The organism is Pseudomonas aylmerensis (assembly GCF_001702265.1).
In the GTDB taxonomy this organism is placed as follows: Bacteria; Pseudomonadota; Gammaproteobacteria; order Pseudomonadales; family Pseudomonadaceae; genus Aquipseudomonas; species Aquipseudomonas aylmerensis.
In genome coordinates, this window is sequence record NZ_MAUE01000045.1 from 550,921 (window position 1) to 572,932 (window position 22,012).

Sequence of the window (22,012 nt, forward strand, 5' to 3'; positions counted from 1 at the left end):
CATGGCCTATTCACTGAGCGCCTTTGGCGCCCAAATGTTCGCGGAGCTACAACTCGCCATCGCGGAAAGCTATGGCGTCGACCTGGCTACCAAGATGTTCAGCGTCGACCCGACCATTGCCCAGGAGCTGAACGACGCCATCACGGCTAAGTCGGACTTCCTGGAGCGGATCAACGTCATTCCGGTGACCGAGATCAAAGGCCAGAAGGTCTTCATTGGCGTGTCGGGTCCGGTCACAGGCCGCACCAACACCAAGACCACCGATCGCGAAGCCAAAGATGCGTCGTCGCTGGATCAGGACACCTACGAGCTGTCGTCGACCGAGTCCGATGTGGGCCTGCCTTACGCCAAGATCGATGCCTGGGCCAAGTTCCCGGACTTCCATCAGCGTTACTCCGCAGCGGTGCAGAAACAGATCGCGCTGGACCGCATTATGGTCGGCTTCCATGGCACCCATGCTGCCGTGCAGACCGACATCGAAAAATACCCGATGCTGCAGGACGTCAACAAAGGCTGGCTGCAACAGGCTCGTGAGCAGATCCCTGCCCAGGTCCTCAAGGAAGGCAAGGTCGCCGGCAAGGTAACCCTCGGCGCCGGTGGCGACTATGCCAACCTCGATGCCCTGGTGCACGACACCAAACAGCTGGTGGACGAACGCCTGCGCGATGCCGGCGACCTGATCGCGATCATCGGCACAGACCTGCTGGCTGCTGACAAGGCCAAGCTGTATTCGAAGCAGGGGGACACCCCGACCGAAAAAGAGCGCATCGAAGAAGCCCAGGTGATCGCCACCTACGGCGGCCTGCCGAGCTTTAGCGTGCCGTTCTTCCCGGTCAACGGCGTGGTCGTCACCAGTTGGGACAACCTTTCGATCTACTTCCAGGACTCCAGCTGGCGCAAGCAGACCGTCGACAATCCAAAGCGCTCCCGCGTTGAGGACTACAACAGCCGCAATGAAGGTTATGTGATCGAGCAGTTGGAAAAGTTCGCCATGACCGAAAACGTGGAGCTTGTGGCGTGAGTCTGGCCCTTGCGCACAAGCGCCGCACTATCGCGCTGGGAGGCGCCGCCATTACGGCGGCTGCCGTCTCCGCAGCGCTTCCTTACTCGCCGGCTGAAGCCCTGAGCAGCCCCGCCAATGCACGCAAGCACCTGCTGCTGCAGGAAGCGGCATTGGACCAGGACCTGGCGCGCATCAGCGCAATCAATGGCCTGGCTGGGCGCCAGGCGCTTAAGCGCGACGAGCTGCTGCCCAAGTACCAGGAATACGTCCAGCGCTATTGCGAGTCGGGTTTGGTCTTCCCAAATCGCGTTGCGGTGCAGGTGTTGGTCTGGCTGTTCGATACCGCCCAGTTCGAAGACGCCCTGGAGCTGGCCGACGTCTTGATCGAGCAGGGCCAGCAGATGCCGGAGCGCTTCAAGCGCCGCGACATCCAGACCTTTGTCGCTGACGCCGTGTGTGAGTGGGCCTACGCCGAATACAAAGCCAACCGCAGCCCAGAGCCTTACCTCTCCGACCTGCTGCCCCTGGTTGACGGTGAATGGCAGCTGACGGAGCAGATCCCGAGCAAGTACCACAAGTTGATCGGCATACGCGCCATGGAGGCCGAGCAGTGGGAAACCGCGCTGAACCACCTGGAGCGCTCGACGGAGCTGTACGCCCAAGCCGGTAACGACACCCGTATCAAAAGGGTTCGCAAGGCCCTGGAAAAACAAGCGGCTGATACCCCGGCCACCGAATAACCGACTACCCCCCCAGCGGGACCTGTGGAAGTGAGCCGCCCATTTATGGACCGTCCCACTGAAAACAGGCTCCCCGCCCTATTTGAGCGGTCAGCATGAGCTTTTCAGGTAAACCCACCACCCTTGTGGAGCTGGCGATCGAGAATGACGGCTTCTGGCCGAACCTCGATGTGGCCGAGTTTCAGAAGGGCTATCGCCTGCCGGCGGAATACCTGGTGGAACTGCTGACGGCTGAATTGACCACGGCGATGACCGAGGTCAACAGCGACTTGGCCACGTGCAAAGCGCGTTGGCAGAACCAAGGTGTCACCACCTTGGAATCTGCTGACCCTATGGTGCTGCCCGAGCGCACATTTCAAGCAGCGACGTACAAACGCGCCGTTTACTGCAGGGCCAAAGCCAGCCTTTTGCCCCAGTTCGTGACCATCATCCGCCGCGACAGCGCTGAAAACCTTGGCAAGGAATTGCCCGATCGCCCGGAAACCTTCCTGGCATTCAGCCAACAGGCTGTGCGCTCGCTGCAGGGCCGTGGCCGCATCACGGCGGCGTTGCTATGAACAAGCTCCGCGCCCTGACCACCTACCTGATCGGCCTCGACCTGGTGCTGCCCGAGCAGATCGACAGTTGGGCCGAGCAGGTCAACCTGGACCTGATCTGGAAAGGCACCACCCAGGGCCTGCACATGGGCGATATGCGTTATCGCGCCGTAGTCGTGATCGAGCGATTTGCCGGCAACCCGGCCTTGTTGATGGCGCTCCTGGGCGGCTGGTTGGAATCCAACGATCCCGATCGGGACGACGACCTGCCAGCGCCGACGTTCGCTGTCGACCAGGTCACCCCGGACGAAGCAGATCTGGAACTGACCCTGGAGTTTGTCGAGGCACAGCACCTGGCAGAAGACCCCAACGGCAAGGTCGAGGCCTTCGGCAAAACGTGGGGCCTGGTCGACTTCGACCTGTGGATTGCTGAGCACGGGGAGGTGCGCGGCGGTGGCGCGTAGCACTTTTGAACTGGACGTTCGCGGCCACCTGGGCGTTCGCGAACAACTGGCCCTGTTGAGCCTGCCCCCGCAGTTGCGCCGGCGTTTGCTCAACAACGTCACCAAGCGCGTGCGGACCATGAGCCGTAAGCGGATCCGCGAGCAGCGAAACTTGGACGGCTCGGCTTTCGAGGCCCGCAAGGGCGACGGCAAGGGCAAGAAGAAGATGGAAGCCGGCCTGGGCAAGTTGCTCCAGGTCACCAAAGTGAGCGAGGACTCCGCAACCCTGGGATGGCGTAACGGCCTGACTGGCTGGGTCGCCGCGCAGCAGCACCACGGCGCGACCGAGCGCCGTACAGCCGCGCAGATGCGCCGCTGGAACAAGGTGCCGGATGGCCTGGCCGCGACGGACAAACAGGCAAAACGTCTGCGCCGCTTGGGCTTCAAGGTTCGCCAGAAGGGCAAGAAGAGCCTGTCCCGGCCATCCGTGGCATGGATTCAAGAACACGTGAACTACGCCAAGGCAGGCCTGCTGATACGCATCCTGTCCGACGAAAAGGCCGAGGGCAACGGCGCGCAAAGCTGGGAAATCACCCTGCCGAAACGCCAGTTCCTGGGCGTCAGTACCGACCGGGATACCAGCCTGCTGGTTAACCAGGTGCTGGCACAAATCCTCAACTCCCCTAAATAACGAGGCCCTGCATGGCACTTGGCAAAGTCAGCGTCAACAATCTCAACCTCGGCCAGGGTGCCGTGACTGAGATCGAGCGCTATTTCCTGTTCATCGGCCCCGGCGCAAAGAACGTCGGTAGCCTGATCGCCCTGAACACCGACAGCGACCTGGAAGCGGTCCTGGGCCAGCCCATCAGCGACCTGAAAACCCAAGTCGCGGCGGCCAAGGCCAATGGCGGCGACCGCTGGGCGTGCCTGGCGGCTCCGATTGCTGCCGATGGTGACTGGCTTGTCGCCCTGGAAAAGGCCCAGCAGCAGGGCTTTTCTGTGGAAGCCGTGGTGATCACCAAGCCGGTGGCCGCTGCTGCTGAACTCTCGGCCATGCATGACGCCGCGATCGCCGTCAGCAACACCTACGGCCGTCGTGTGTTCGTGATGGCCAGCACCGCCGGCATCACTGCAGAACAGACCTGGTCGGACTACCTGGCCCAGCAAAAGGCGATCACCAAAGACCTGGCTGCACCGCGTGTCCTGGTCGTGCCCCAATTGCACGGCAATGACCTGGGCGTCCTGGCTGGGCGCCTGGCGAACGCCGCCGTCAGCATTGCTGACAGCCCGATGCGCGTGGCCAGCGGCGCGGTATTGGCCCTGGGCAGCGTTCCCAAAGACAAAGACGGCCTACCCCTGCCATCGGCCATCCGATCGGAACTCGACAAGGCGCGTTTCTCAGTCTCGCAAACCTACCCCGACTACCCGGGCGTGTTCTGGGGCGACGGCAACATGCTCGATGCGCCGGCGAGCGACTTCCAGGTGGTTGAGTACCTGCGGTTGGCCGACAAGGCTGCTCGCCAGGTGCGCCCGTTGCTGATCCTGCGCGTTGCTGATCGGCGCCTGAACAACACGGCCAACAGCATGGCGGCCGCAATCAGCGCGTTTATGAAGCCGCTGCGCGTGATGGCCAAGTCCACGACCTTCGCCGGCCAGGTGTTCCCGGGCGAGATCGAATTGCCCAAAGACGGCGACATCCAATTGGTCTGGCACACCAAAACCAAGGTGGAGGTGTACATCAAGATCAAGCCCCTCAATTGCCCGAAAGACCTCACGGCGAACATCGCCCTGGACCTTTCCAACGACGATTCGGAGTAATCCCGTATGTCCCGTATTGGCGGTAAAAACTTCGACATCAACCTGGGCGACCTGCAGATCCATGTTGAAAGCTGCACCCTGGACATCACCGATAACACTGCCGTGGCGCAATCCCGGGGTGTGCCCAACGGGCACGTCGACGGCGATGTGTCGTGCAGCGGTGAATTCGAATTCGACACCAGCAACTTCAACTTGCTGATCGAGGCCGCCCGTACTGCCGGCAGCTTCCGCCAGTTGGAGCCCTTCGACTCGGTGTTCTTTGCCAAGGCCGGCGACGAAGAGCTGCGCATCGAGGCCTTCGGCTGCAAGTTGAAGGTATCCAGCCTGCTGAGCGTCGACCCTAAGGGCGGCGAGAAGTCCAAGCACAAGGTGCCTTTTGACGTCACCAGCCCCGACTTTATCCGCGTCAACGGCGTGCCGTACCTGGCTGCAGCCGAGATCGAGGGGCTTCGCTGATGGGCGATTGGCTCGACGACGCAAAGAAGATCGAGGAGTTGGAGCGCGAACGGTCGATTCAGGCCCAGCTCGCTCGGCCACGCCCTTCAGGGCCCAGCCTGATCGACTGCATTGACTGCGACTACGAAATACCTGCAGCGCGCCGAGCGTTGGAAGGCATTACCCGTTGCGTCCCGTGCCAATCCGTTTTTGAGAAAGGACAGCGCCGATGACCGCACGCGCCAAGCCCAAAGGCACCCTGGAAAGCCGCTTCGCTGTGCTTGAACACCGCGTCAGCGACCTGGAAGAACGCCACGAAACCGTGCCAACCCGAGTCACGCGGTTGGAAGGTGAGTTCGAACACATGGCTGTGCAGCTCTCGGATCTGAACGATGGCCAGCGAGAGCTGACCGCCACCGTGTCCGACATCGGTACCAAGGTCACGCGCATGTTGGCGGTACTGACCGTGCTGGGCGTGGTCGCGCAGATGGTCGGGCCGGCGCTGTTGCGGATCCTGTTCCCATGAGCCTGCGCGGCAAGATCGCCGCCGGTGGCATCACGCTCTGCAGCTCTGCATTGGTCGTGTTCTTGGGCACTTGGGAAGGTAACGGCCAGAACACCGTGTACGCGGACAAGTTGGCCCGTGGCCTGCCGACCGTGTGCAAGGGCATCACCCGTTACACCAGTCCGTACCCTCTGATTGTGGGTGACTACTGGTCGCCGGCGCGCTGCGCCGAGGTGGAGCAACTGGTGGTCGAGAAAGGCCAACTGGCGTTGGCCGACTGCCTGACCAATCCGGCGATCGGGCAGAAGACCTTCGACGCTCTGAGCAGTCACGGCCACAACTTTGGTACGCCCAGCACCTGTGCCAGTCGCGCCGTGGGCCTGATCAATGCCGGCAAGATCGCTGAAGGCTGCAAGGCGCTTGCCTGGGGGCCGGATGGTAAGAGTCCGGTTTGGGCTTCGGTCACCGACGCCCAGGGCCGTAAACGGTTTGTGCCAGGCCTGCACGCTCGCCGGCGTGCCGAAGCGGCGATGTGCGCGGAGGGCTTGTGATGCTGCGCGAAATCCTTTTTCCCCTGGTGCTGTGCCTGGTGGCGTTTGTGGCCTTCGACATCCTGGAGGGACAGCGCGACACCGCCCGCCAGGAACGTGACAACGCCCTGTTCGAAGTGTCGGGGCTGCGCGAAGCCGCTCGCATCAGCGGCGAGATGCTGGCCGACCGTGACGCGATCGATCTTAAACGAACCCTGGAGCTGGACCATGAACGCGCTTCAAACCTTGAGCTGCAGCGCGCTGTTGACGATCGCCGTCAGCGGCTGCGCGTCAACGCCACCTGCAGCGCCGCCGGCACCGAAAAAGCCAGCGCCGGCAGCGTGGCTGATGCAGCCACCGCCGAACTCGCAGCAGACGCTCGACCGGATTATTTCACCCTCAGAGATCAGCTCGCCCTCAGTAAGCAAATGATCCTGGGCCTGCAGGACTACGTGCACCAGGTGTGCCTGCGCTGACCTGAAACACCCTTAAACCAACCATCGAAACGGACACAAACATGAGCCAGATCCAAGCCCGCGAAATCACCCTGGAAGTCGGCGACAAGGAATTCACCTTCACCCTGACGCCCCAGGACGTGACCAAGTACTTCAACGCCATGACAGCCAACAACAAGGTGGCGCCATCTTTCAACCTGCTGAGCAGCACCGTGCTGCCCGCCGAGAAGGCCGGCTTGCGCGAGATCCTGGCCAACCCGGTGATGACCATGCAAATCGCCGGCGCGCTCCTCGAGGAGTACGCACCTGACGTCGAGATCATCGTAAAAAAGCCCTTGAGCACGCTGACCGCCTGACCGAAGACGGCCTGGGCCAGTTGTTGGCCCTGACCACCCGATGGCTACCAGGTGCCGAGCCCAGCATTGAAAACATGGGCATGGCCAAGTGGCTGGAAGACGAACACTGGAAGCGCATGGAGTTCGCCGTGGCAAACGGTATAGCCCATGCGTTGAACGGATAGAAACTACATGGCCGATCGTAGCGCCCGCCTGGACTTCATCCTGGCCCTGACCGACAAGGTCACCGCGCCCCTGGGCAAGGTGAAGATGGGTTTTTCCGAGCTGACCGAGCAAAGCGAAAAGAACATCAAGACCATGGGCATGGGGCTGGCCGGTGTGACGGGCGCTTTCGTCGGTATCAACCAATCGCTGCAGCCGGCGCTGGAGATGAACCGCGCCCTGGGCGAGGTCAAATCATTGGGCGTGGCCGAAGACGCGCTGACCGCGCTGAATCAGAAGGCTCTGGAATTCTCGGTGAACTATGGCGAGAACGCCCGGGATTTTGTGGCGTCGGCCTACAGCATCGAGGGCGCTATCAAGGGCCTGACCGGCAGCCAGTTGGCCACCTTCACCAACACCAGCAATCTGTTGGCTAAGGCCACCAAATCTGACGCCGAGACCATGGGCGCCTACGTGGGCACCATGTACAACCTGTTCAAAGGCCAGGCCGACGCCATGGGCAAAGGCGAATGGGTTGAAAAACTCGGTGGCCAAACCGCCCTGGCAGTGCAGCTGTTCCGCACCGACGGCGCCCAACTCAAGGACGCCTTCAAGGAAGTGGGTTCAATTGCCACCGCTGCCGGCGTCGATATCGCCGAGCAGTTCGCGGTGATCGGCTCGCTGAGCAGCACCATGGAGGGCGGCGACGCCGGCGGGCGCTACAAGGCGTTTTTCGAGAACCTGGGCGCAGCGTCCGAAAAGATGGGCCTGAAGTTCACCGACTCCAACGGTAAAGCGCTGCCCATGCTGCAGATTATGGACAAGCTTCAGGGCAAACTGGGCGATCTGACCAGCGCGTCGGCCAGCGCCAAGCTGATGGAAGCGTTCGGCGGGGAGGGCGCTCAGGTGATCAGCTCCCTGGCCAAGGACACCGATCGCCTGCGCAACGGCATGGACAAGCTGGGCAAGGTGCGCGGCCTTGAGGACGCGAAGAACATGGCCATGGCCATGGTCGACCCGTGGCAGCAGTTTGGCGCAGCAGTTGAGGCGCTGCGCATTGCCTTCGGCCAGGCGCTGATTCCGATCCTGACCCCGTTGATGGCCAAGCTGTCGGGCATCGCGGGCACCATGACCCGCTGGACCCAGATGTTCCCCAACATCACCCGGGTGATCGGCATCGTCACGCTGACGATCTTGGCGCTAATCGCTGTTATGTCCCTGCTGACCTTTGCTGTAGGTGCCGGCCGCATGGCGTGGCTTGCCATGGTCACTGTCTGGAAAGTGGTGCAGATGATCAGCCTTCGGACCACGGCCGTGTTCCTGCTGCAGAAGCTGATGATGCTGACCTATATCACGGTGGTATATGGCCTGACGGCGGTTCTAACCCTGATTCGCGGGGCCATGCTCATGTGGCAGGGCGCGATCTGGCTGGTCAACGCCGCTTTGCTGGCCAACCCGATCGTGTGGATCGTGGTCGGCGTCATGGCCCTGGTCGCGGCGGTGATCGCTGCTGTCGTGTACTGGGACGAATGGACGGCCGCGCTGATGAACAGTGAGGCGTTCAAGTGGGTCAGCGACCAACTGACCGCGCTGTCGGACTGGTTCGCGTCGATGGGAGGTTGGGCCGGGATGGCCAAGGCCGCGTGGGACGGCATCGTCGCGATCTTTCACACGGCAATCAACGGCCTGATCGAGATGCTGAACAAGATCCCCGGCGTCGACATTGAAACCCGCTTCGGCGCCATGCCCGAGGTGCCCGGTACTGACATCGGCGTCAACACCCTGGACAGCGCTGCAGCAGCGCAGCGGGCTCAACAGACCATCAACGCGGCCATTCCAAGCCTGTCGCCGGCGCGGCCTAACGCCGTGCCCCAGGGCGGGCTGTTGACCAGCATCCAGAACAACAACAGCAGCCAGAACAAGGGCATGCACGTGGAGAAAGTCGAGATCCACAACAGCAAGCCTATGACCTCCCTGGAGATGGAAAACATGGTTGCCATGTCGGTGGGCGGATGAGCGAGTACATCGACCTGCTGATTGTCGGCAACGACCTGGTGCTGGACCCGTCGCGTCAGCCGCTGCTGATCGATGACCGGGCCAGTATTGCCCAGGACATCGCCCACATGATCCGCGACAGCGGCCTGCTGGTCACCCTAGTGGCCGAGCGCGACCGGCTCAAACAACGCGACTGCATCCAACAGCTGGAATTGCTGGTGGAGGCCGACGAGCGCCTGGTACCGGGCACGGCGCAGATCACCCAGCTGCAGCCCGGCCAGTACCTGGTCACGGCGACAACCCTGAAATTCGGCAGTATCGAGGTGACTTTGTGAGTGACGTAGATTTCAAGCAGGCGCTGGCCGACGCCGGCGTTCCCACGACAGAAGCGGGCCTCCTGCAGGCGTGGGAAAAGGAAGTGGCCGCCCAGGGCAGCAAGTTGAGCAATACCAGCGCCTATTCGCCATTCTGGCGCGTGGTGCGTGCCCTGGTGACCAAGCCGGTGTTGTGGATCCTCGATTTCTTCGTGGCCACGGTGCTGCCAAACTTTTTCGTCAAAACAGCTGCAGACGCCTGGCTCGATATGCTGGCCTGGGCCGTTAACGTCGAACGTAAGGGCGCGACCAAGGCCGTGGGCTTTCTGCTGTTCACCCGCGAAGCCGCCGGCGGCGCGCTGGAAGTGCCGGCCGGTACATTGGTGCAGTCCGCGTCGATCAACGGACATATCTATCAAGTGGTGACCACGGCGGTGGGTATTTTCGCCGATGGGCTGATGCAGCTGCAGATTCCCGTCGAGGCGGTCGACACCGGCGCCGGTTTCAACTTGGCCCCGGGTTATTACGCGATCTTGCCGGTTCCGGTACCGGGCATTGCCCAGGTGGTGAACAGCGACGGTTGGTTGACCACACCAGGTGCAGATCCTGAGCCCAACGACGAACTGCGTTTGCGCACCCGCAACCAGTTCTCTGCGGTCAACCAGTGGCACACCGACGCGGTGTACCGCGCCATGATCTCGGCCTACCCAGGCGTTCGTCCTGATGGCGTGTACTTCGAACACGGCGCGCCACGGGGCCCCGGTAGCGCAAATGCCTATGTGTTGTTTGAAGCGGACGTGCCGGCGGCGACTTACCTGGAGCAAATCAACGCGCATATCCGCGACCAGGGCAACCATGGCCACGGCGATGATCTGTTGGTGATGGTCATGCCGGAGACCCAGCACCTGGTGCAGTTGGAAATCTGGCCGCGCTCGACGTTGACCACTGAACAGCGCGAAACCCTCAAGGACAACGCCGCACTGTTCGTGCGTGCTGCGTTCCGTGACAGCACCGCTACGGACTTTCAGCCGACCCTGACCTATCCACAGTCGCGCTTTTCATTCAGCCGCCTGGGCGAAGAGCTGCACCAGTACTTCGCCGGCATTGAGTCGTTGCGCTTTGCCACGGCCGACATCATCAGCGAGCTGAACATTCCGCGGATCCAGAGCTTGGAGGTGCTGCTGCATGATTAAGATCGATCTGCCGTTCTGGCTCGATGGTGCCGAGCTGACCAAGCTCAAAGCCGCCGCCCAGTCCTGGTGGGAAAACGTCGAGGGTTGGTTGCGCTGGCCGCTGCTGCAGATGGACGCCGACACCTGCCACATCACCGTACTGGACCTGCTGGCCTGGCAGCGCGATATCACCCGCTTCAAGGGGGAACCCGAGAGTTTGTACCGCCTGCGGGTCAAGCACGCCTTTATCAACGCAGTGGACGCCGGCAGCACCGCCGGGATGAAACGCATCCTGGTGCGCCTGGGCGTCGGCTACGTCGAGATCGAAGAGCGTCAGCCCGACCGGGATTGGGACGTTGTGCTGCTGCGTTTTTCCGATTCGCAGCTCTCGCAAAACCCTGAGCTGCTGCGGGTGTTGATCCAGCAATACGGCCGCACCTGCCGGCGCTATGACTTTTCCACCATCACACCGGTACCGGTGCAAATCGCCCTTGTCCACTTTCACGACGATCAGCAAACGCTGGTCGCACGCCTTTAGGAGCCCTCATGGGAGCCAGTATTACCCTTGCAGGTGAAAACCTGATCGCGCAAAAACAAGCCGCCAATGCGGGCTTGAAAGTCAGTCGGTTCATTTTTGCCAACGTGCCCGGGTTGAATCCCAATGCGCCTGTAGACCGTGCTGCGCAGAAGCCTGCGGAGGGACAAATCGTCTATGTCCGCGAAATTGCCGCCGAACATGCGGGATACGTTAACCCCAACCAGGTGGTGTACAGCGCGCAGATCGGGTCTGACGTTGGCGATTGGGACTTCAATTGGATCGGCCTGGAAACTACAGAGGGCGTGCTGTTTGCGGTGGCGTATGTGCCTGTGCAGCAAAAGCGCCGCAATATCCCGCCGCTGCAGATCGGCAACAACCTGACCCGCAACTTCCTGGTGGCGTTCGACGGCGCGCTGGCCCTGACGGGCATCACCATTGATGCCAGGACCTGGCAGCACGACTTCACTGTGCGCCTGGCCCGCATTGACGAGCGCGAGCGCCTGAGCAATCGCGACGTATACGGCCGGGCCTGTTTCTTCGGCAGTTCGCTGCAGTTGGAAAAGCTCGGTAGCAGCTACCAGCTCAAGCCTGGTACCGCGTATGTCGAAGGGATTCGCCTGGTGCAATCGGCGGCGTTGGTTGTTGTGCCGCCGGCACTGCCTGCCAAAGCTTGGCTGGACGTTGTGCTGCAGCGCGAATTGAGCGACGTAGTGGCGAGCTGGACGGTGGTGTTTGGCGCTGAAAAAGCGGACTACACCGACGCCCTGGGCGTGAAGCACTACTGTGTGGCCATCGCGGATCTGGCGGTTGCCGGTGTGACGGATCGCCGTCCGGTCGAGGCGATCGACGGCCCCCTGGTGCAACAGTTCGCCCTGCGTACGGGCGACTATGAGCAACTGCGCGCCCGGGCGACCACCAAAGAAGACGTGGAGCTGGGCAACCTGCCGAACGCCATCAGCGATGACCAGGACACCAACAGCAGCGCCATTCTGGCCACTACCAAGGCATTGAAAGCCGCCACTGCAGTGATCTGGACAGGCATCGCGAACATCGTTTCCGGCGTCACCGTGGTGGGCAAGGCCGCGAGATTGGCCACCGCCCGCAAGATCTCTGTAACGGGGTCAGTGACGGGCAATGTGGATTTTGATGGAAGCGCCGACGTGACACTCAACTTGGCGGCCGCACAGGCCAGCGAGAGTGTGGCGGGGAGTGCCAAGGTGGCCAGCCAACCCCAAGTCGACGAAGGGCTGAATGATGCGGCCTATGTCACTCCCAAGAAATTGCGCTGGGGGTTCCTGATCAGCCTGAACGATATCGGGTACATCGTATTCCCGACCTGGTTGGGCGGATTGATCATTCAGTGGGGCAGCCTGTCGGCAGCGGTTGCCGATGGACAATCCGCAGTGACGTTCGGCATCGCGTTCCCGAACAAGGTGTTCGGCGTTAACGCCTCCTTTGGGTACTCGTCGGTTAGGGCGGATTACGCCATCACCGTGGAATCTAGGGTGCTGACCAAAACCGGATTCTCGGCGAATCGCCAGGACATCGGAACGGCGCAAAGCCTCCCTACAGGCGTTATCTATTGGCAAGCCTTCGGCTTCTGAGGTCCCTTTTATGTTCTATAGCGCAACCACTGGCGGGATCTATCACCCTGCCATCCACGCAAGTTTCCCCAATGATGCTGTCGAGCTTTCGGACGCTGATTACAAAACGTTGATGGCCGGCCAGGTCGAAGGTAAGGCCATCGTTCCCGGTCCTGGTGGTCGTCCCATGCTCGCCGAACTGCCTACGCCGAACCCGGCCGATGAGTTGACAGGGCTCTATGACGTGGCCCTGGCGGATACAAATCGAGGGTGTGAACAGTCCATCACCGGTGGGTTTTCATCTGATGCACTCGGCGATCTATATCAGTACAGCAGTTCGCTGGAGGACCAGCTTAATCTGACCACCGCTATTTTAAGCGGGGTCGATATGCCCTACGCCTGTCGTGATGGATTGGGCGTGAAAGATTTCCGTCAGCACACCGTGGCCCAGTTACGTCAGGTCGGTGACGACTTCACGCTGTTCAAGATGCAGCTGCTGCAGAAGGCCAACGAGCTTAAGCAGCAACTGGATACCGCGCTGGCTGCTGGCGATCGGGCGGCACTTGTCGCGGTTACCTGGGAGATCGTGCAGCCATGACTTGGGCACCGGTGACCATGCGCTGGCCCGAACAATCCACGCAATGGATGGGCGAGCTAGCGGCGGCCCAGGAGCTGGCTGGGAGCGAGCTGGCCAGCACCAGCCAACGCCTGGCCGGGCTGGATGGCATGACCAGCACTAATCCTGGGCCGGTGGGTGACGCGGCGAAGGGCGCAATCGAGGCCGGCCGTGCGGCCCTGGCGGGGCAGATGGGCGAGGCGCCGGCGTGCCTGGCGGTGACGCCGTTTCAAAGCGGGGTAGGGCAAGGCCGTGGCCATCAGCGGTTTCTGTCGGCGCCAAACTTGCTGCAGCAGCTGGCCGCCAAACTGGTCGATGCCAGTGACAGCGGCCGACCGGCTGGCCCTCAATATGCGCTGTCGCTGATGTTCCTGGGCACGCGCCTTGATCAGTTCGCCGAGACCCTGGCGCGCTTCAATGCGCTGCTGCCGGTCCCCGACCTGGTGCGCGCTGAACGTCGGGCGCGGAACCTGTCGCGGCTGGAGGTCGAAAAGTGGGAGATCCCCAGCGCGGGGCCTTTGCCGCGTTGGTCTGCGCTGCCCCTGGAGCGCTGCACGGTGGTCAAAGCGGCCAAGCAATCCATGGCTGGCCAGATCGCCGTCCTGGAGAGCTACGCGGCCGACAGCTCACCCATGGGCGACTTGGCCGCACTGGCTGGCCGCAAGGCCGCCCAGCAGCAGGATCGGGACAAACAACTGAATGATCTGAAAGCGCTTCTGGCCGATGGCAACGCTGACCACAGCATGCGCGCGCGGATTCTGGGCCCAGGCGACAACAATGAACTGCGCCGTGCCTTGCTGCAGGGCGACGCACCTGGTCATGAATGGGTGCTGTGCGCCGGCGTGCTGCTGGTGGGCTCGTTGGACGGTTTGAGTTTTGTTCGGGAGTTGGTTGGCCTATGACGTTACTACTCGACGGCCAACAGATCCTGGGCAAGCGCTTGAAGATCACGGCCAACCTGCGTATCGAAAGCGACGACCTGTCTGGGCAAACCAGCAACAGCCAGACGGCGCATAAGGGCTTCAAACCCAAAACCCTTACGGTCTCCCTGATGATCCCCTTCGTCGACCAGGTGCAACTGCGCAGCCTGATGCGTTTGGCCGAAGCCACGGCCGGCGGTGGGCAACTCAAGATGTACCGCATCGTCAACGACACCGCCGCCGCGTTCGGGATCCGTGAAGTGCAGTTCTCCGACGGTGTGAGCGCCCGGGAAGACGACACGCTGAACGCCTGGCTGGTGCAGTTCACCCTGTCGGAGAAATTGTCCAATCCCGAGCGGGTGGAGAGCCGCCGTGCCGGCAACAAAGTCACGTCACAGTCCGGCCCAGGTTCGGCCGTCGGCGGCGCCGCTGGTAGTGGCGACGCCACTGGCAATCCCGAGGAACTGAGCGGTTTTGAACGGACCTTGAAAAAGGTCGACAACTGGCTGGCCCCCATACCATGAAACTGCACAAGGTGTTGACGATCAGCGGCACGCCTTACCCACTGATCAAGGACGAAGTACGCCTGGACATTAAAAGCCCCGGCCGGGCGACCTTCACCATCCAGGCCGGCGCCCCAGTCAAAGGCCTGGTGATGCTCGATGTCGGTTACAACGACGGCCCGCTGCAGCGCCATTTCATTGGATTTGTCGAACGCTCGACGGCCATCAACAGCGTGCAGCAGATCCTGGTCTGCCGCGAACTGGCGGCGATCCTGTCGCAGCCTATGCCGTTGAACCTACGACACGTCGACCTGCAGGGCGTGCTGGCTGAGGTCAGCGACAAGACCGGGCTGCGCTTTCGCGTGCCGGACAAGTCTTACACAAAGGTCAAAGCCCCGTTTTTCTACAGCCTAGCTGCCGGCTACCTGGCGATGGACAGCCTGGCCAGCGTGTTCAGCATCCCCGACTTTATCTGGCAGCAGCAGGGCGACGGCGAGGTGTTTGTGGGCAGTTGGGCCGACAGCTTCTTTGGCATCCGTTCGCCGCTGCAGCTGCCGGTCGAACTGTTCGAAGGCTACCAGGGCAACCAAAGCGCAATGATCGCGGCCCTACCAGGACTGCGCCCAGGTGCAACCATCAATCAAGGCGAGAGGATCACCAGCGTGACCCTGGCCGGCAACCAAATGGCGATCAAATGGACGACGCAATCCGTCGCAGCGTAGAGCGACAATTCCCCGAACTCACCGGTGGTTATCACCTGCCACGCTTTGGCCGTGTAGTGGCCGTTCCCGATGCGCCGGCCGCGCCTGGCCTGTGCGACGACTTCCGGCCGCGCTTTGGCGTCGATGTGGAAGTGTTGCTGCCCGATGGCGAGCCAGATCCCGCGTTGCCGATCCTGACCGGCCTGCCACTGCCGGCGCCGATGGGCGGACAAGAGGCAGGCATGTTTGGCTTTCCGGAGGAGGGCACCACGGTGGTAGTCAGCTTTGCCTATGGCCTGCCGCATAAGCCTTTTATCACTCAGATCCTACCCCACGGCCTGAGCCTGCCCCGGGTGCCTAAGGGTGACCAGGTGTGGCAGCACAGTGAGGCATGCCAGCAGCGCGTCGACGCCGACGGCAACTGGCTGCGCCAAACCGACGGCAAGATCCAGGACAAGGCGATCGAGCGAGAAGTGGAGGCGCTGCAGAACACTGAGAGCTTCCAGAGCCACACCAGGACGGTGGATGACCATTCAACTGAGTCGGTGGGCGGGATCAAGACGATCGAAGCGTTGGGGGCGCTCAAGCTGCTATCGGGCGGGTCTGCGAACCTGGCGGCGGTGGATGATCTGCACCAGGCGACCGGGCGCGATTTGAACCTAGTGGTGGGGCAGAAGCACAACGCCGCAGTGGGTGGCGATATGCAAGAGCATATCAAGGGACTGCGTCAAAGTACCTCAGGCATCAGCCAATATTTCACCGCTCCTAAGACGTGGATGGGCTCCGAAAAAATAAATGTATTACAGGTTCTAGGTGATCTAATTGACCTGGTTCTGAAAATGAATATGCAAATGGCTGCGCACACTCATTTTACTGGAGCTAAACCGAGCCCCTCAGATGAAGCTGCTTTCACATCCGATGCATTACGCGCCGAGTTTTTGCGGGATCAAGTGAGATCAGTAACTCTCTAGGCTTCGTTACCTCTACAAATTTGCTTATGGACAAGTGAATGGTTGTTAATGCACCATCGGTTGACAGCTGGCTCTACCTTTATCAGGTTTAGATGGGTTGATAGGGTTTTTTAATTTAAAGTGTAATACAGCATGGAGAGCGTACTTTGACTGATGATAACTTGCCCTGGGCTCTAGATAAGATGAGTCGTAAAGGGGTAGCTAAGTTTCTTACGCAGTATCTAGATGCCAATAATGATATTAAAGTTTTGAATATAAACGCTGCATGGGGATCAGGTAAGACGTTTTTTTTGAAGAACTGGCTTCATGAGCAGAGTGAAGTCCGAGCATGTGTGTATTTCAACGCATGGGAAACAGATTTCACCGGTGACGCTTTTGTATCATTGGTCGCGGCAATACGTGAGCAGCTATCGCAGTCGGTGGGTAAAACAAAGACTGCTAAAACTTTGATCGGTAGATTCACAAAGACAGCTTCTAAGACATTAGTCGCCGCTACTCCGGCACTCGCTAAGGGGATCATTAAGAAGTTTACTGGTGCTGACATTGCGTTGATATCCGACGCGATTGAAGGCGATGCAATAGCCGATGCAGCTGAAAAGGCTGTCGAAAAGCTTATTGAGTCAAATAAAGATACATTAAATGTCGTTGCTGATTTTAAGAAGGTTTTTAATGAGTTGCTTCTTGAAGTGTCTAAAAAATCGGAGATTAATGGTAAGTCGCTACCGGTTTATATTTTTATTGATGAGCTAGATCGATGCCGGCCTACTTACGCTATTGAGCTGCTAGAACGGATTAAGCATTTATTTGATGCGGAAAATTGTAGGTTTGTAATTGCGACGGATACGTCACAGCTTAGTCATTCCATCAGGGCTGTGTATGGTTCTGGATTTGGATCTGACAAATACTTAAAGCGATTTTTTGATGCTGAGTTTTCGCTTCGTAGCGGCAATTTCGACGAGTGGGTAAAAGCAAATGTTAATATAGAAGGACCTATCCCAACTGAAGGGGTGGGAGCGTTTTCGACGACCGTAGATCGGCATGAGCGGTTGAGAAGCGGAATGGAAATAGTTGAGCCGGATGCCGAGGCGATACTTGCTGGAGAATTTGAGCTGGATCAGTGTCAAATCATCTTGTTGTCTTTGGTTAAAACATTTGGTACGAAGCTGCGCGAGCTTGAGAAAATAGTTAGACAGATATCTGCTGTGCATGCCAATGCAAAAGGAAGGGCTTTTTTGTTCTTTTGGGCAGCATATCTAGTTTTTCTCAAGGATGAGGCTCCAGAAATTTATACAGCCGCTATCTACGGTAGTCATGTGACGGCACATAATGATTTAAAGTTAAGATATCCAGGCGCAAAGCTCTATTTTGGTGCGGGTTCAACTTCCGTGCATGATATATTCTTTAATTATCTCGAGCTTTATCGTGGTGGACGGCGAGCCGCACAGCAAGCTCAGGGGCGAAGTAGCGGTAATGCTTTAGGCTACGTTAATGTCGGCTTATATATGTTCGGTGAATCGTTTGATCACCTGAGCGATTATCCTAAGCTTGTGGAACTCGCACACAGTATTGACTAACTCACTAGGCCTAAAATGACCGCGTTGCGATGCGCAAACCTCAAGAACGGTGAAAAGTAATTGTTTTAAAAAAATGGCCTCGTGTCGCCGTTTGTGCAATGCACTGACGACGCGCATGAGGCTTGTGTTGTTTTTAGCCAGAGAATCGAAGAGATCATACGGTGGTGGTTAGTTTTGTCTATAGCGTTCCTCACAAGCCGTTTATCAAAATGCTACCAACTTATTTAGAAAACGAAAATGCAGAAAATTATATGTCGTAAGGATTAAAAGGCATGCCTCCAAAGTGATTTTGTGTGTTAAAGGCTTGTCGCATCTCTTCCATTCTTATCGGGTGGTAGCTTTTTGTATATTCCATAATGCTGAGCGTCGTGATTTGATTGTCTAAGTAATTGACTAGAAAGTATACCGGATTCAGTAAAAGGTTGGGATGAGCACTTTCTGCGAGGGTAGACCATACGCCAATGCTCCCATAAAGTACCGCTACAAACAATATTCTAACTTCTGATTGTGAAATGTTTAGCGGTAATAGTAATAGGCAGTGATTGTTTTTAGGTATATTTGCGAACAGGTCTTTTTTTATTTTCCCTTCCGCTGAGTCGGGTAGCAGTGAGAACGGTAGTTGTGCGGTATTATCCAGTATTAAAGACTTAATCTTTTTGAATGCTACATCGGTGGCAGATTTTTTTCCAATACTATGAACTAGAAGATTGAAGCCGATTTTTGCTATCGCTTTATCGCAATCGCCTGACCATGACTCTGACGTCATCGCGACTAATGGGTTTTGAATTTCGCTGGTAGTAGTGTTTTTGCTTCCACTCAAGATTGATGGAAGTGTTCGTTTTACACTTCCGAGAATTTTTCCGACAGCGCTTGAGTCGTGAGTTTTAAGTACAATCCCACCTTTTGATCTAAGAAATATGCGGGTTGGTGCCGGTTTATTTTGCTTGTTAAGATGCCCGGTATAACTTATCCAAATTCCTTTTTTTGGTGGTGCGGCTACTACTTCTTTGGTCTGAAATTCGTAGTCTCTTCCTGATAGCTTGTAGGTGCTTACCTCAAAAAGCTTAGGTTTGTTTTTAGTTAGTGCTTGAATGACAAGAAGCTTCTCATCTATGAGTAGTTTGGAAAGTGATTTGAGAAAATCTTGTAGGCTTTCTTCGTCTGTTGCTGTCGTTTCTATTCGGTCATCGATAAGTATTAGTTGAGCTAAAATTTCAATTTTTGATCCGTTATGTCCTGACTCAACTGATAGTCCGTTACTGTCGATAACTTGCGTTTCCAATGTTTCGATTTCCGGCGGCTCTCCTCGTCTCCGACCGTGCGGTTGTAGGAGAATTCTAGCGAGGGCAATGACCGAACGCCTCATTAAGGAGGTTTCGAACTTAGAAAATATATAGTTGCATTGTCCACATACTGTATCGATTAAGAGGTAGCCTCGATCGTCGCCGCCCATGCCGGCAGGAAATACGTGCTCTTCAGTAAACGGACCCTCGCTATCACAGTAGATACACTGCTTTTTATCGTCACCCATTACTTGCGTCCTATCTCAATTTTCATATTATGCAGACGGTTTATCATTTGCCGTTCGGGTTAAGCATTTTTCCTTCTGTGCTGTAATGTAGCATCACCTCCTATCCAAAGCGGCACCATCAGGACTGCGCATAAGCACATCCATCGACGTACTCGATGCCGCTCAACACAACACCTTTCGGAGCCTTTCGGCCAGCATTGCATCTAGTTGTGAGGGAGAGGTTCAGGCTCCAGCGGCATTCCCTTCCGGACCCTCGCTAAGTTTGAGCTTTGCCCAAGCTCGTTGCTCGTTTCAGGCGCCACATGTGCGTCACCCCTTATCGCTGGGTAACGCCTACGTGCCTGCGAATCCAAAGCTACGACCTTGCAGCGCATTGGGTTATCAGCATGTGCATGAGAATTCCCACCTAGGGATCGCTCGGTTCATCCAGGAGTGCTTCCACGGCACGCGCTAATGCCCCATCTGCCTGCTCGGGGAAGTCGGAGAGAGCATCACGATCAATCAAATCTGGCCTATGCAGTGCGTGGGCCCCGCCGAGTAGCTTTTTATGGTGTGGCCCTGGTTGTAGTAGCAGTGCGGCCTCATCTCGCAACAGCTCTAGCCAGGAAGCGATCACCCCACCTCGTGCGACGTCATTTGCATTCATCATTGCGTCGCCTCTGCAGGTTTATCGGAGTACTGTTTTTATAAACATTTTTTGTGCCGCGTGACGCATTGGCGGTGATCCGATGAATTGCGAGACCTAGCGGCGATCGCAAAACATGCGGCAGTAAAAAAACTGCAAGGAAAAGCACTTATCCCCCTCCCGCCGACGGGCTTTGTGTCCCTTTTTTGTGCAAACGGGTAGTGGGGTGCAAACAGTGCTCCCGCCCAAGCCCGCTGCGGTGTCTGGGAATTGTTTCGCAATTGCACAGAGTGCAATGCTTTGCAAAAAAGTGCAGTGGCATTGCACATGCGTCAAGGGGCGGCGGGGGAGTGGTCACCTTGGCGAGGTGCCCGGTTTACGGGGACTATGGCTGTGAAAACCGACTGCAGGTGGTGTTTTCGTTTTTGGAACCGCTCATATCAGGGGCCTACCAGCCGCTGTCGAGCCCTACGTAAAAACGGCTGTGAAGCCCAGCCTGTGCGGGTTTCCGGCATTCTGAGACATTGCACAACATCGCCATCAATTTCCGGTTGTCAGTACCCATCAAGAGCGTGTGGAAAAAAACGCCAAAAACGTTAGCGCATGGCTATTTTCCAGGCGAAGGGTGGGAAAAGGGTAATTTTGGTAATCGGTAGTTCAGAACGGGCCGGAGCCCTTATAGAACGTGGCTTTCAGCTATTACCTTGGAGGGTAATATAAGGTAACGAGAGAGGTAATATTTTCTTCAAGCCCCTATTTTATTGGGTTTGGCGGCTCACTGGCATTACTAGCACTGACAGTAATTTTCTAACCATTTACTTACCTTATTATTACCTCTATAAAATCATATCAACTACCTGATTTTATTAGATTTTATCCGTTTTTACACAGCTCATTACCAAAATTACCTTTTTCCCATGCCTCAACATAAATCGTTCAAAACGCCAGTTGTGACCGTTTTCTGCAACCTGGTGCATTTAAGCCATGGGACTGGCATGGGACAGATCCTGCGCGCACCACCGGGCTGCAGCCCTTGTAAACCGGGGGCCTTGGTTTCGAAAACTGCGAACGGGTAGTTTCGAATCTCTCCTTCACCGCCACATTCAGTAAACACAAACCCCCGGTTTTCCCAGAGAAAACCGGGGGTTTGTGGTTTCTGGCGTCTGAAAATCACCTCGCTTTCGAAATCACGCCACCCATGTACTGATTCAAATCACGCAGATCCTGGATGCTCCAGGCGTGCGGCGCCAGCTTTACGCCGTTCTCTCGTAACGTTCTCGGGATCAAGTCGCCGTTAGGGCGAAGTATTATCGAAGAAACGATAACGCCCGGATAATCACTCAGGCGCTTCTTGAAAGCGGCGGTCGTGAGGTCAGGTGTGGGAGGCGTGCTTTTATGCGCCAGCGGGCCTGTTGCCTTGATGTCTGCGCCGTGACACATCGCGCATCGTTGCAGGTAGAGGTTTTTCCCGTTGCTGTTTTCCGCGACGGCCAGGGGTGTTTGGGCCAGCGATAAGAGCCCCAGTGAAGCGATGACCAAGATTTTCATTTTTATCAGGCCTTATTGCATGAAAAAGCCGCTTTCTCTTGAAGAGATAAGCGGCTTTTTTACGTCGTGTGCGCTTACTGTGCGGTTTTCAGCTTGATCACATCACCGGAAATCTTGGTGGTGTAACCGCTCAGTACCCAAGCCCAGAACCAGTTTTCCTGGACTTGGGTGTTGATCAGCGCGTCGCCGCCTTTTGCCTTGATTGCGGCATCCTGGGCGCGGACGAAGCGGCTGTTCTGGCCGATCGGGATGACGCCGAAGAGCATGATGCCGGTGGCGCTGGCTTCGCTGTGACCGAGAACGGTGTATTGGCTGCTGTCGTATTGCGGGGATTTGATGGCGGTGCCGGTGCAGCCTGCGAGGGTGAAACCGAGAACAGCTGCTGCAACCACTTTACTGACGTACTTCACGGGGTAACTCCATGGGCTAAAAATCGAGATTCAATTCTCGAAGGCGCGC

27 protein-coding genes are annotated in these 22,012 nt (G+C 57.8%); 24 read left to right on the top strand and 3 right to left on the bottom strand.

Annotated elements, in window-relative coordinates; translation table 11 throughout:
• The first annotated feature begins 1 nt into the window (after nt 1).
• The 24 genes from BBG20_RS28365 to BBG20_RS28475 all read left to right on the top strand — a co-directional run bounded on the left by BBG20_RS28365 (nt 2) and on the right by BBG20_RS28475 (nt 17,849).
• Nucleotides 2-1,021 carry a phage major capsid protein, P2 family gene (locus BBG20_RS28365; protein ID WP_065909410.1) on the top strand — a complete coding sequence of 340 codons (1,020 nt, stop codon included), beginning with the start codon at nt 2-4 and terminating at the stop codon, nt 1,019-1,021.
• Nucleotides 1,018-1,743, top strand: coding sequence for a phage terminase small subunit (gpM, locus tag BBG20_RS28370; protein WP_065909412.1), 726 nt, complete (start codon nt 1,018-1,020; stop codon nt 1,741-1,743). Before BBG20_RS28365 ends, gpM begins: the two co-directional genes overlap by 4 nt.
• A gap of 95 nt (nt 1,744-1,838) precedes the next feature.
• Complete coding sequence (locus BBG20_RS28375) at nt 1,839-2,300, top strand: head completion/stabilization protein (protein ID WP_065909414.1); 462 nt, start codon at nt 1,839-1,841, stop codon at nt 2,298-2,300.
• Nucleotides 2,297-2,743 carry a phage tail protein gene (locus BBG20_RS28380; protein ID WP_065909416.1) on the top strand — a complete coding sequence of 149 codons (447 nt, stop codon included), beginning with the start codon at nt 2,297-2,299 and terminating at the stop codon, nt 2,741-2,743. Before BBG20_RS28375 ends, BBG20_RS28380 begins: the two co-directional genes overlap by 4 nt.
• On the top strand, nt 2,733-3,413 hold the full coding sequence (locus BBG20_RS28385) for a phage virion morphogenesis protein (RefSeq protein WP_065909417.1): 681 nt from the start codon (nt 2,733-2,735) through the stop codon (nt 3,411-3,413). The genes BBG20_RS28380 and BBG20_RS28385 overlap by 11 nt, the downstream gene beginning before the upstream one ends.
• 11 nt (nt 3,414-3,424) lie before the next feature.
• Nucleotides 3,425-4,540, top strand: a complete 1,116-nt coding sequence (locus tag BBG20_RS28390) for a DUF2586 domain-containing protein (RefSeq protein ID WP_065909419.1) — start codon at nt 3,425-3,427, stop codon at nt 4,538-4,540.
• Nucleotides 4,541-4,546: 6 nt separating this feature from the next.
• Nucleotides 4,547-4,996, top strand: a complete 450-nt coding sequence (locus BBG20_RS28395) for a phage protein (RefSeq protein ID WP_065909421.1) — start codon at nt 4,547-4,549, stop codon at nt 4,994-4,996.
• Nucleotides 4,996-5,208 (top strand): TraR/DksA C4-type zinc finger protein, encoded by a 213-nt coding sequence (locus BBG20_RS28400; protein WP_065909423.1) that lies wholly within the window; start codon nt 4,996-4,998, stop codon nt 5,206-5,208. The genes BBG20_RS28395 and BBG20_RS28400 overlap by 1 nt, the downstream gene beginning before the upstream one ends.
• The gene (locus tag BBG20_RS28405) at nt 5,205-5,501 is read left to right on the top strand and encodes a hypothetical protein (RefSeq protein ID WP_065909425.1); all 297 of its coding nucleotides are present in this window, start codon (nt 5,205-5,207) and stop codon (nt 5,499-5,501) included. Before BBG20_RS28400 ends, BBG20_RS28405 begins: the two co-directional genes overlap by 4 nt.
• Nucleotides 5,498-6,031, top strand: a complete 534-nt coding sequence (locus BBG20_RS28410; protein WP_065909427.1) for a lysozyme — start codon at nt 5,498-5,500, stop codon at nt 6,029-6,031. Before BBG20_RS28405 ends, BBG20_RS28410 begins: the two co-directional genes overlap by 4 nt.
• Complete coding sequence (locus tag BBG20_RS33355; protein WP_065909429.1) at nt 6,031-6,486, top strand: lysis system i-spanin subunit Rz; 456 nt, start codon at nt 6,031-6,033, stop codon at nt 6,484-6,486. Before BBG20_RS28410 ends, BBG20_RS33355 begins: the two co-directional genes overlap by 1 nt.
• Nucleotides 6,487-6,527: 41 nt before the next feature.
• Nucleotides 6,528-6,821, top strand: a complete 294-nt coding sequence (locus tag BBG20_RS28420; RefSeq protein ID WP_065909431.1) for a putative phage tail assembly chaperone — start codon at nt 6,528-6,530, stop codon at nt 6,819-6,821.
• A 20-nt stretch (nt 6,822-6,841) separates the two neighbouring features.
• The gene (locus tag BBG20_RS33630) at nt 6,842-6,985 is read left to right on the top strand and encodes a DUF6890 family protein (RefSeq protein WP_404940354.1); all 144 of its coding nucleotides are present in this window, start codon (nt 6,842-6,844) and stop codon (nt 6,983-6,985) included.
• Nucleotides 6,986-6,992: 7 nt separating this feature from the next.
• Complete coding sequence (locus BBG20_RS28425; protein ID WP_065909433.1) at nt 6,993-8,978, top strand: phage tail tape measure protein; 1,986 nt, start codon at nt 6,993-6,995, stop codon at nt 8,976-8,978.
• On the top strand, nt 8,975-9,292 hold the full coding sequence (locus BBG20_RS28430) for a DUF2590 family protein (RefSeq protein WP_065909436.1): 318 nt from the start codon (nt 8,975-8,977) through the stop codon (nt 9,290-9,292). Before BBG20_RS28425 ends, BBG20_RS28430 begins: the two co-directional genes overlap by 4 nt.
• Nucleotides 9,289-10,464, top strand: coding sequence for a baseplate J/gp47 family protein (locus BBG20_RS28435; protein ID WP_065909438.1), 1,176 nt, complete (start codon nt 9,289-9,291; stop codon nt 10,462-10,464). Before BBG20_RS28430 ends, BBG20_RS28435 begins: the two co-directional genes overlap by 4 nt.
• Nucleotides 10,457-10,981: a phage tail protein gene (locus BBG20_RS28440; protein ID WP_065909440.1), complete on the top strand. Its 525-nt coding sequence runs from the start codon at nt 10,457-10,459 to the stop codon at nt 10,979-10,981. Before BBG20_RS28435 ends, BBG20_RS28440 begins: the two co-directional genes overlap by 8 nt.
• Before the next feature lie 8 nt (nt 10,982-10,989).
• Nucleotides 10,990-12,585 (top strand): phage tail-collar fiber domain-containing protein, encoded by a 1,596-nt coding sequence (locus BBG20_RS28445; RefSeq protein WP_083221500.1) that lies wholly within the window; start codon nt 10,990-10,992, stop codon nt 12,583-12,585.
• Nucleotides 12,586-12,595: 10 nt separating this feature from the next.
• The gene (locus BBG20_RS28450; RefSeq protein WP_065909442.1) at nt 12,596-13,162 is read left to right on the top strand and encodes a DUF4376 domain-containing protein; all 567 of its coding nucleotides are present in this window, start codon (nt 12,596-12,598) and stop codon (nt 13,160-13,162) included.
• Nucleotides 13,159-14,082: a hypothetical protein gene (locus tag BBG20_RS28455; protein WP_065909444.1), complete on the top strand. Its 924-nt coding sequence runs from the start codon at nt 13,159-13,161 to the stop codon at nt 14,080-14,082. The genes BBG20_RS28450 and BBG20_RS28455 overlap by 4 nt, the downstream gene beginning before the upstream one ends.
• A complete protein-coding gene (locus BBG20_RS28460) occupies nt 14,079-14,624 on the top strand; it encodes a baseplate complex protein (protein WP_065909446.1) in 546 nt (181 codons plus the stop codon). The genes BBG20_RS28455 and BBG20_RS28460 overlap by 4 nt, the downstream gene beginning before the upstream one ends.
• Nucleotides 14,621-15,325 carry a hypothetical protein gene (locus BBG20_RS28465; protein ID WP_065909448.1) on the top strand — a complete coding sequence of 235 codons (705 nt, stop codon included), beginning with the start codon at nt 14,621-14,623 and terminating at the stop codon, nt 15,323-15,325. Before BBG20_RS28460 ends, BBG20_RS28465 begins: the two co-directional genes overlap by 4 nt.
• Nucleotides 15,298-16,275, top strand: a complete 978-nt coding sequence (locus tag BBG20_RS28470; protein WP_065909450.1) for a hypothetical protein — start codon at nt 15,298-15,300, stop codon at nt 16,273-16,275. Before BBG20_RS28465 ends, BBG20_RS28470 begins: the two co-directional genes overlap by 28 nt.
• Nucleotides 16,276-16,421: 146 nt before the next feature.
• Nucleotides 16,422-17,849: a KAP family P-loop NTPase fold protein gene (locus tag BBG20_RS28475; RefSeq protein ID WP_065909453.1), complete on the top strand. Its 1,428-nt coding sequence runs from the start codon at nt 16,422-16,424 to the stop codon at nt 17,847-17,849.
• A 247-nt stretch (nt 17,850-18,096) separates the two neighbouring features.
• Here the strand turns inward: BBG20_RS28475 and BBG20_RS32805 are convergent, their stop codons facing one another.
• The 3 genes from BBG20_RS32805 to BBG20_RS28485 form a co-directional block, all read right to left on the bottom strand.
• Nucleotides 18,097-19,380: an HNH endonuclease gene (locus tag BBG20_RS32805; protein ID WP_141697325.1), complete on the bottom strand. Its 1,284-nt coding sequence runs from the start codon at nt 19,378-19,380 to the stop codon at nt 18,097-18,099.
• 1,795 nt (nt 19,381-21,175) lie between these two features.
• Nucleotides 21,176-21,553 carry a c-type cytochrome gene (locus tag BBG20_RS28480; RefSeq protein ID WP_065909455.1) on the bottom strand — a complete coding sequence of 126 codons (378 nt, stop codon included), beginning with the start codon at nt 21,551-21,553 and terminating at the stop codon, nt 21,176-21,178.
• Nucleotides 21,554-21,627: 74 nt separating this feature from the next.
• Nucleotides 21,628-21,963, bottom strand: coding sequence for a hypothetical protein (locus BBG20_RS28485; protein WP_065909457.1), 336 nt, complete (start codon nt 21,961-21,963; stop codon nt 21,628-21,630).
• Between the last annotated feature and the right edge of the window lie 49 nt (nt 21,964-22,012).

Bases quoted from the DNA above. Each gene is read 5' to 3' on its own strand.
- BBG20_RS28365 (WP_065909410.1), top strand. From the start codon at position 2: ATGGCCTATTCACTGAGCGCCTTTGGCGCCCAAATGTTCGCGGAGCTA.
- BBG20_RS28375 (WP_065909414.1), top strand. From the start codon at position 1,839: ATGAGCTTTTCAGGTAAACCCACCACCCTTGTGGAGCTGGCGATCGAG.
- BBG20_RS28380 (WP_065909416.1), top strand. From the start codon at position 2,297: ATGAACAAGCTCCGCGCCCTGACCACCTACCTGATCGGCCTCGACCTG.
- BBG20_RS28390 (WP_065909419.1), top strand. From the start codon at position 3,425: ATGGCACTTGGCAAAGTCAGCGTCAACAATCTCAACCTCGGCCAGGGT.
- BBG20_RS28395 (WP_065909421.1), top strand. From the start codon at position 4,547: ATGTCCCGTATTGGCGGTAAAAACTTCGACATCAACCTGGGCGACCTG.
- BBG20_RS28400 (WP_065909423.1), top strand. From the start codon at position 4,996: ATGGGCGATTGGCTCGACGACGCAAAGAAGATCGAGGAGTTGGAGCGC.
- BBG20_RS28405 (WP_065909425.1), top strand. From the start codon at position 5,205: ATGACCGCACGCGCCAAGCCCAAAGGCACCCTGGAAAGCCGCTTCGCT.
- BBG20_RS28410 (WP_065909427.1), top strand. From the start codon at position 5,498: ATGAGCCTGCGCGGCAAGATCGCCGCCGGTGGCATCACGCTCTGCAGC.
- BBG20_RS33355 (WP_065909429.1), top strand. From the start codon at position 6,031: ATGCTGCGCGAAATCCTTTTTCCCCTGGTGCTGTGCCTGGTGGCGTTT.
- BBG20_RS28420 (WP_065909431.1), top strand. From the start codon at position 6,528: ATGAGCCAGATCCAAGCCCGCGAAATCACCCTGGAAGTCGGCGACAAG.
- BBG20_RS28425 (WP_065909433.1), top strand. From the start codon at position 6,993: ATGGCCGATCGTAGCGCCCGCCTGGACTTCATCCTGGCCCTGACCGAC.
- BBG20_RS28430 (WP_065909436.1), top strand. From the start codon at position 8,975: ATGAGCGAGTACATCGACCTGCTGATTGTCGGCAACGACCTGGTGCTG.
- BBG20_RS28440 (WP_065909440.1), top strand. From the start codon at position 10,457: ATGATTAAGATCGATCTGCCGTTCTGGCTCGATGGTGCCGAGCTGACC.
- BBG20_RS28445 (WP_083221500.1), top strand. From the start codon at position 10,990: ATGGGAGCCAGTATTACCCTTGCAGGTGAAAACCTGATCGCGCAAAAA.
- BBG20_RS28450 (WP_065909442.1), top strand. From the start codon at position 12,596: ATGTTCTATAGCGCAACCACTGGCGGGATCTATCACCCTGCCATCCAC.
- BBG20_RS28455 (WP_065909444.1), top strand. From the start codon at position 13,159: ATGACTTGGGCACCGGTGACCATGCGCTGGCCCGAACAATCCACGCAA.
- BBG20_RS28460 (WP_065909446.1), top strand. From the start codon at position 14,079: ATGACGTTACTACTCGACGGCCAACAGATCCTGGGCAAGCGCTTGAAG.
- BBG20_RS28465 (WP_065909448.1), top strand. From the start codon at position 14,621: ATGAAACTGCACAAGGTGTTGACGATCAGCGGCACGCCTTACCCACTG.
- BBG20_RS28470 (WP_065909450.1), top strand. From the start codon at position 15,298: ATGGACGACGCAATCCGTCGCAGCGTAGAGCGACAATTCCCCGAACTC.
- BBG20_RS32805 (WP_141697325.1), bottom strand. From the start codon at position 19,380: ATGGGTGACGATAAAAAGCAGTGTATCTACTGTGATAGCGAGGGTCCG.
- BBG20_RS28480 (WP_065909455.1), bottom strand. From the start codon at position 21,553: ATGAAAATCTTGGTCATCGCTTCACTGGGGCTCTTATCGCTGGCCCAA.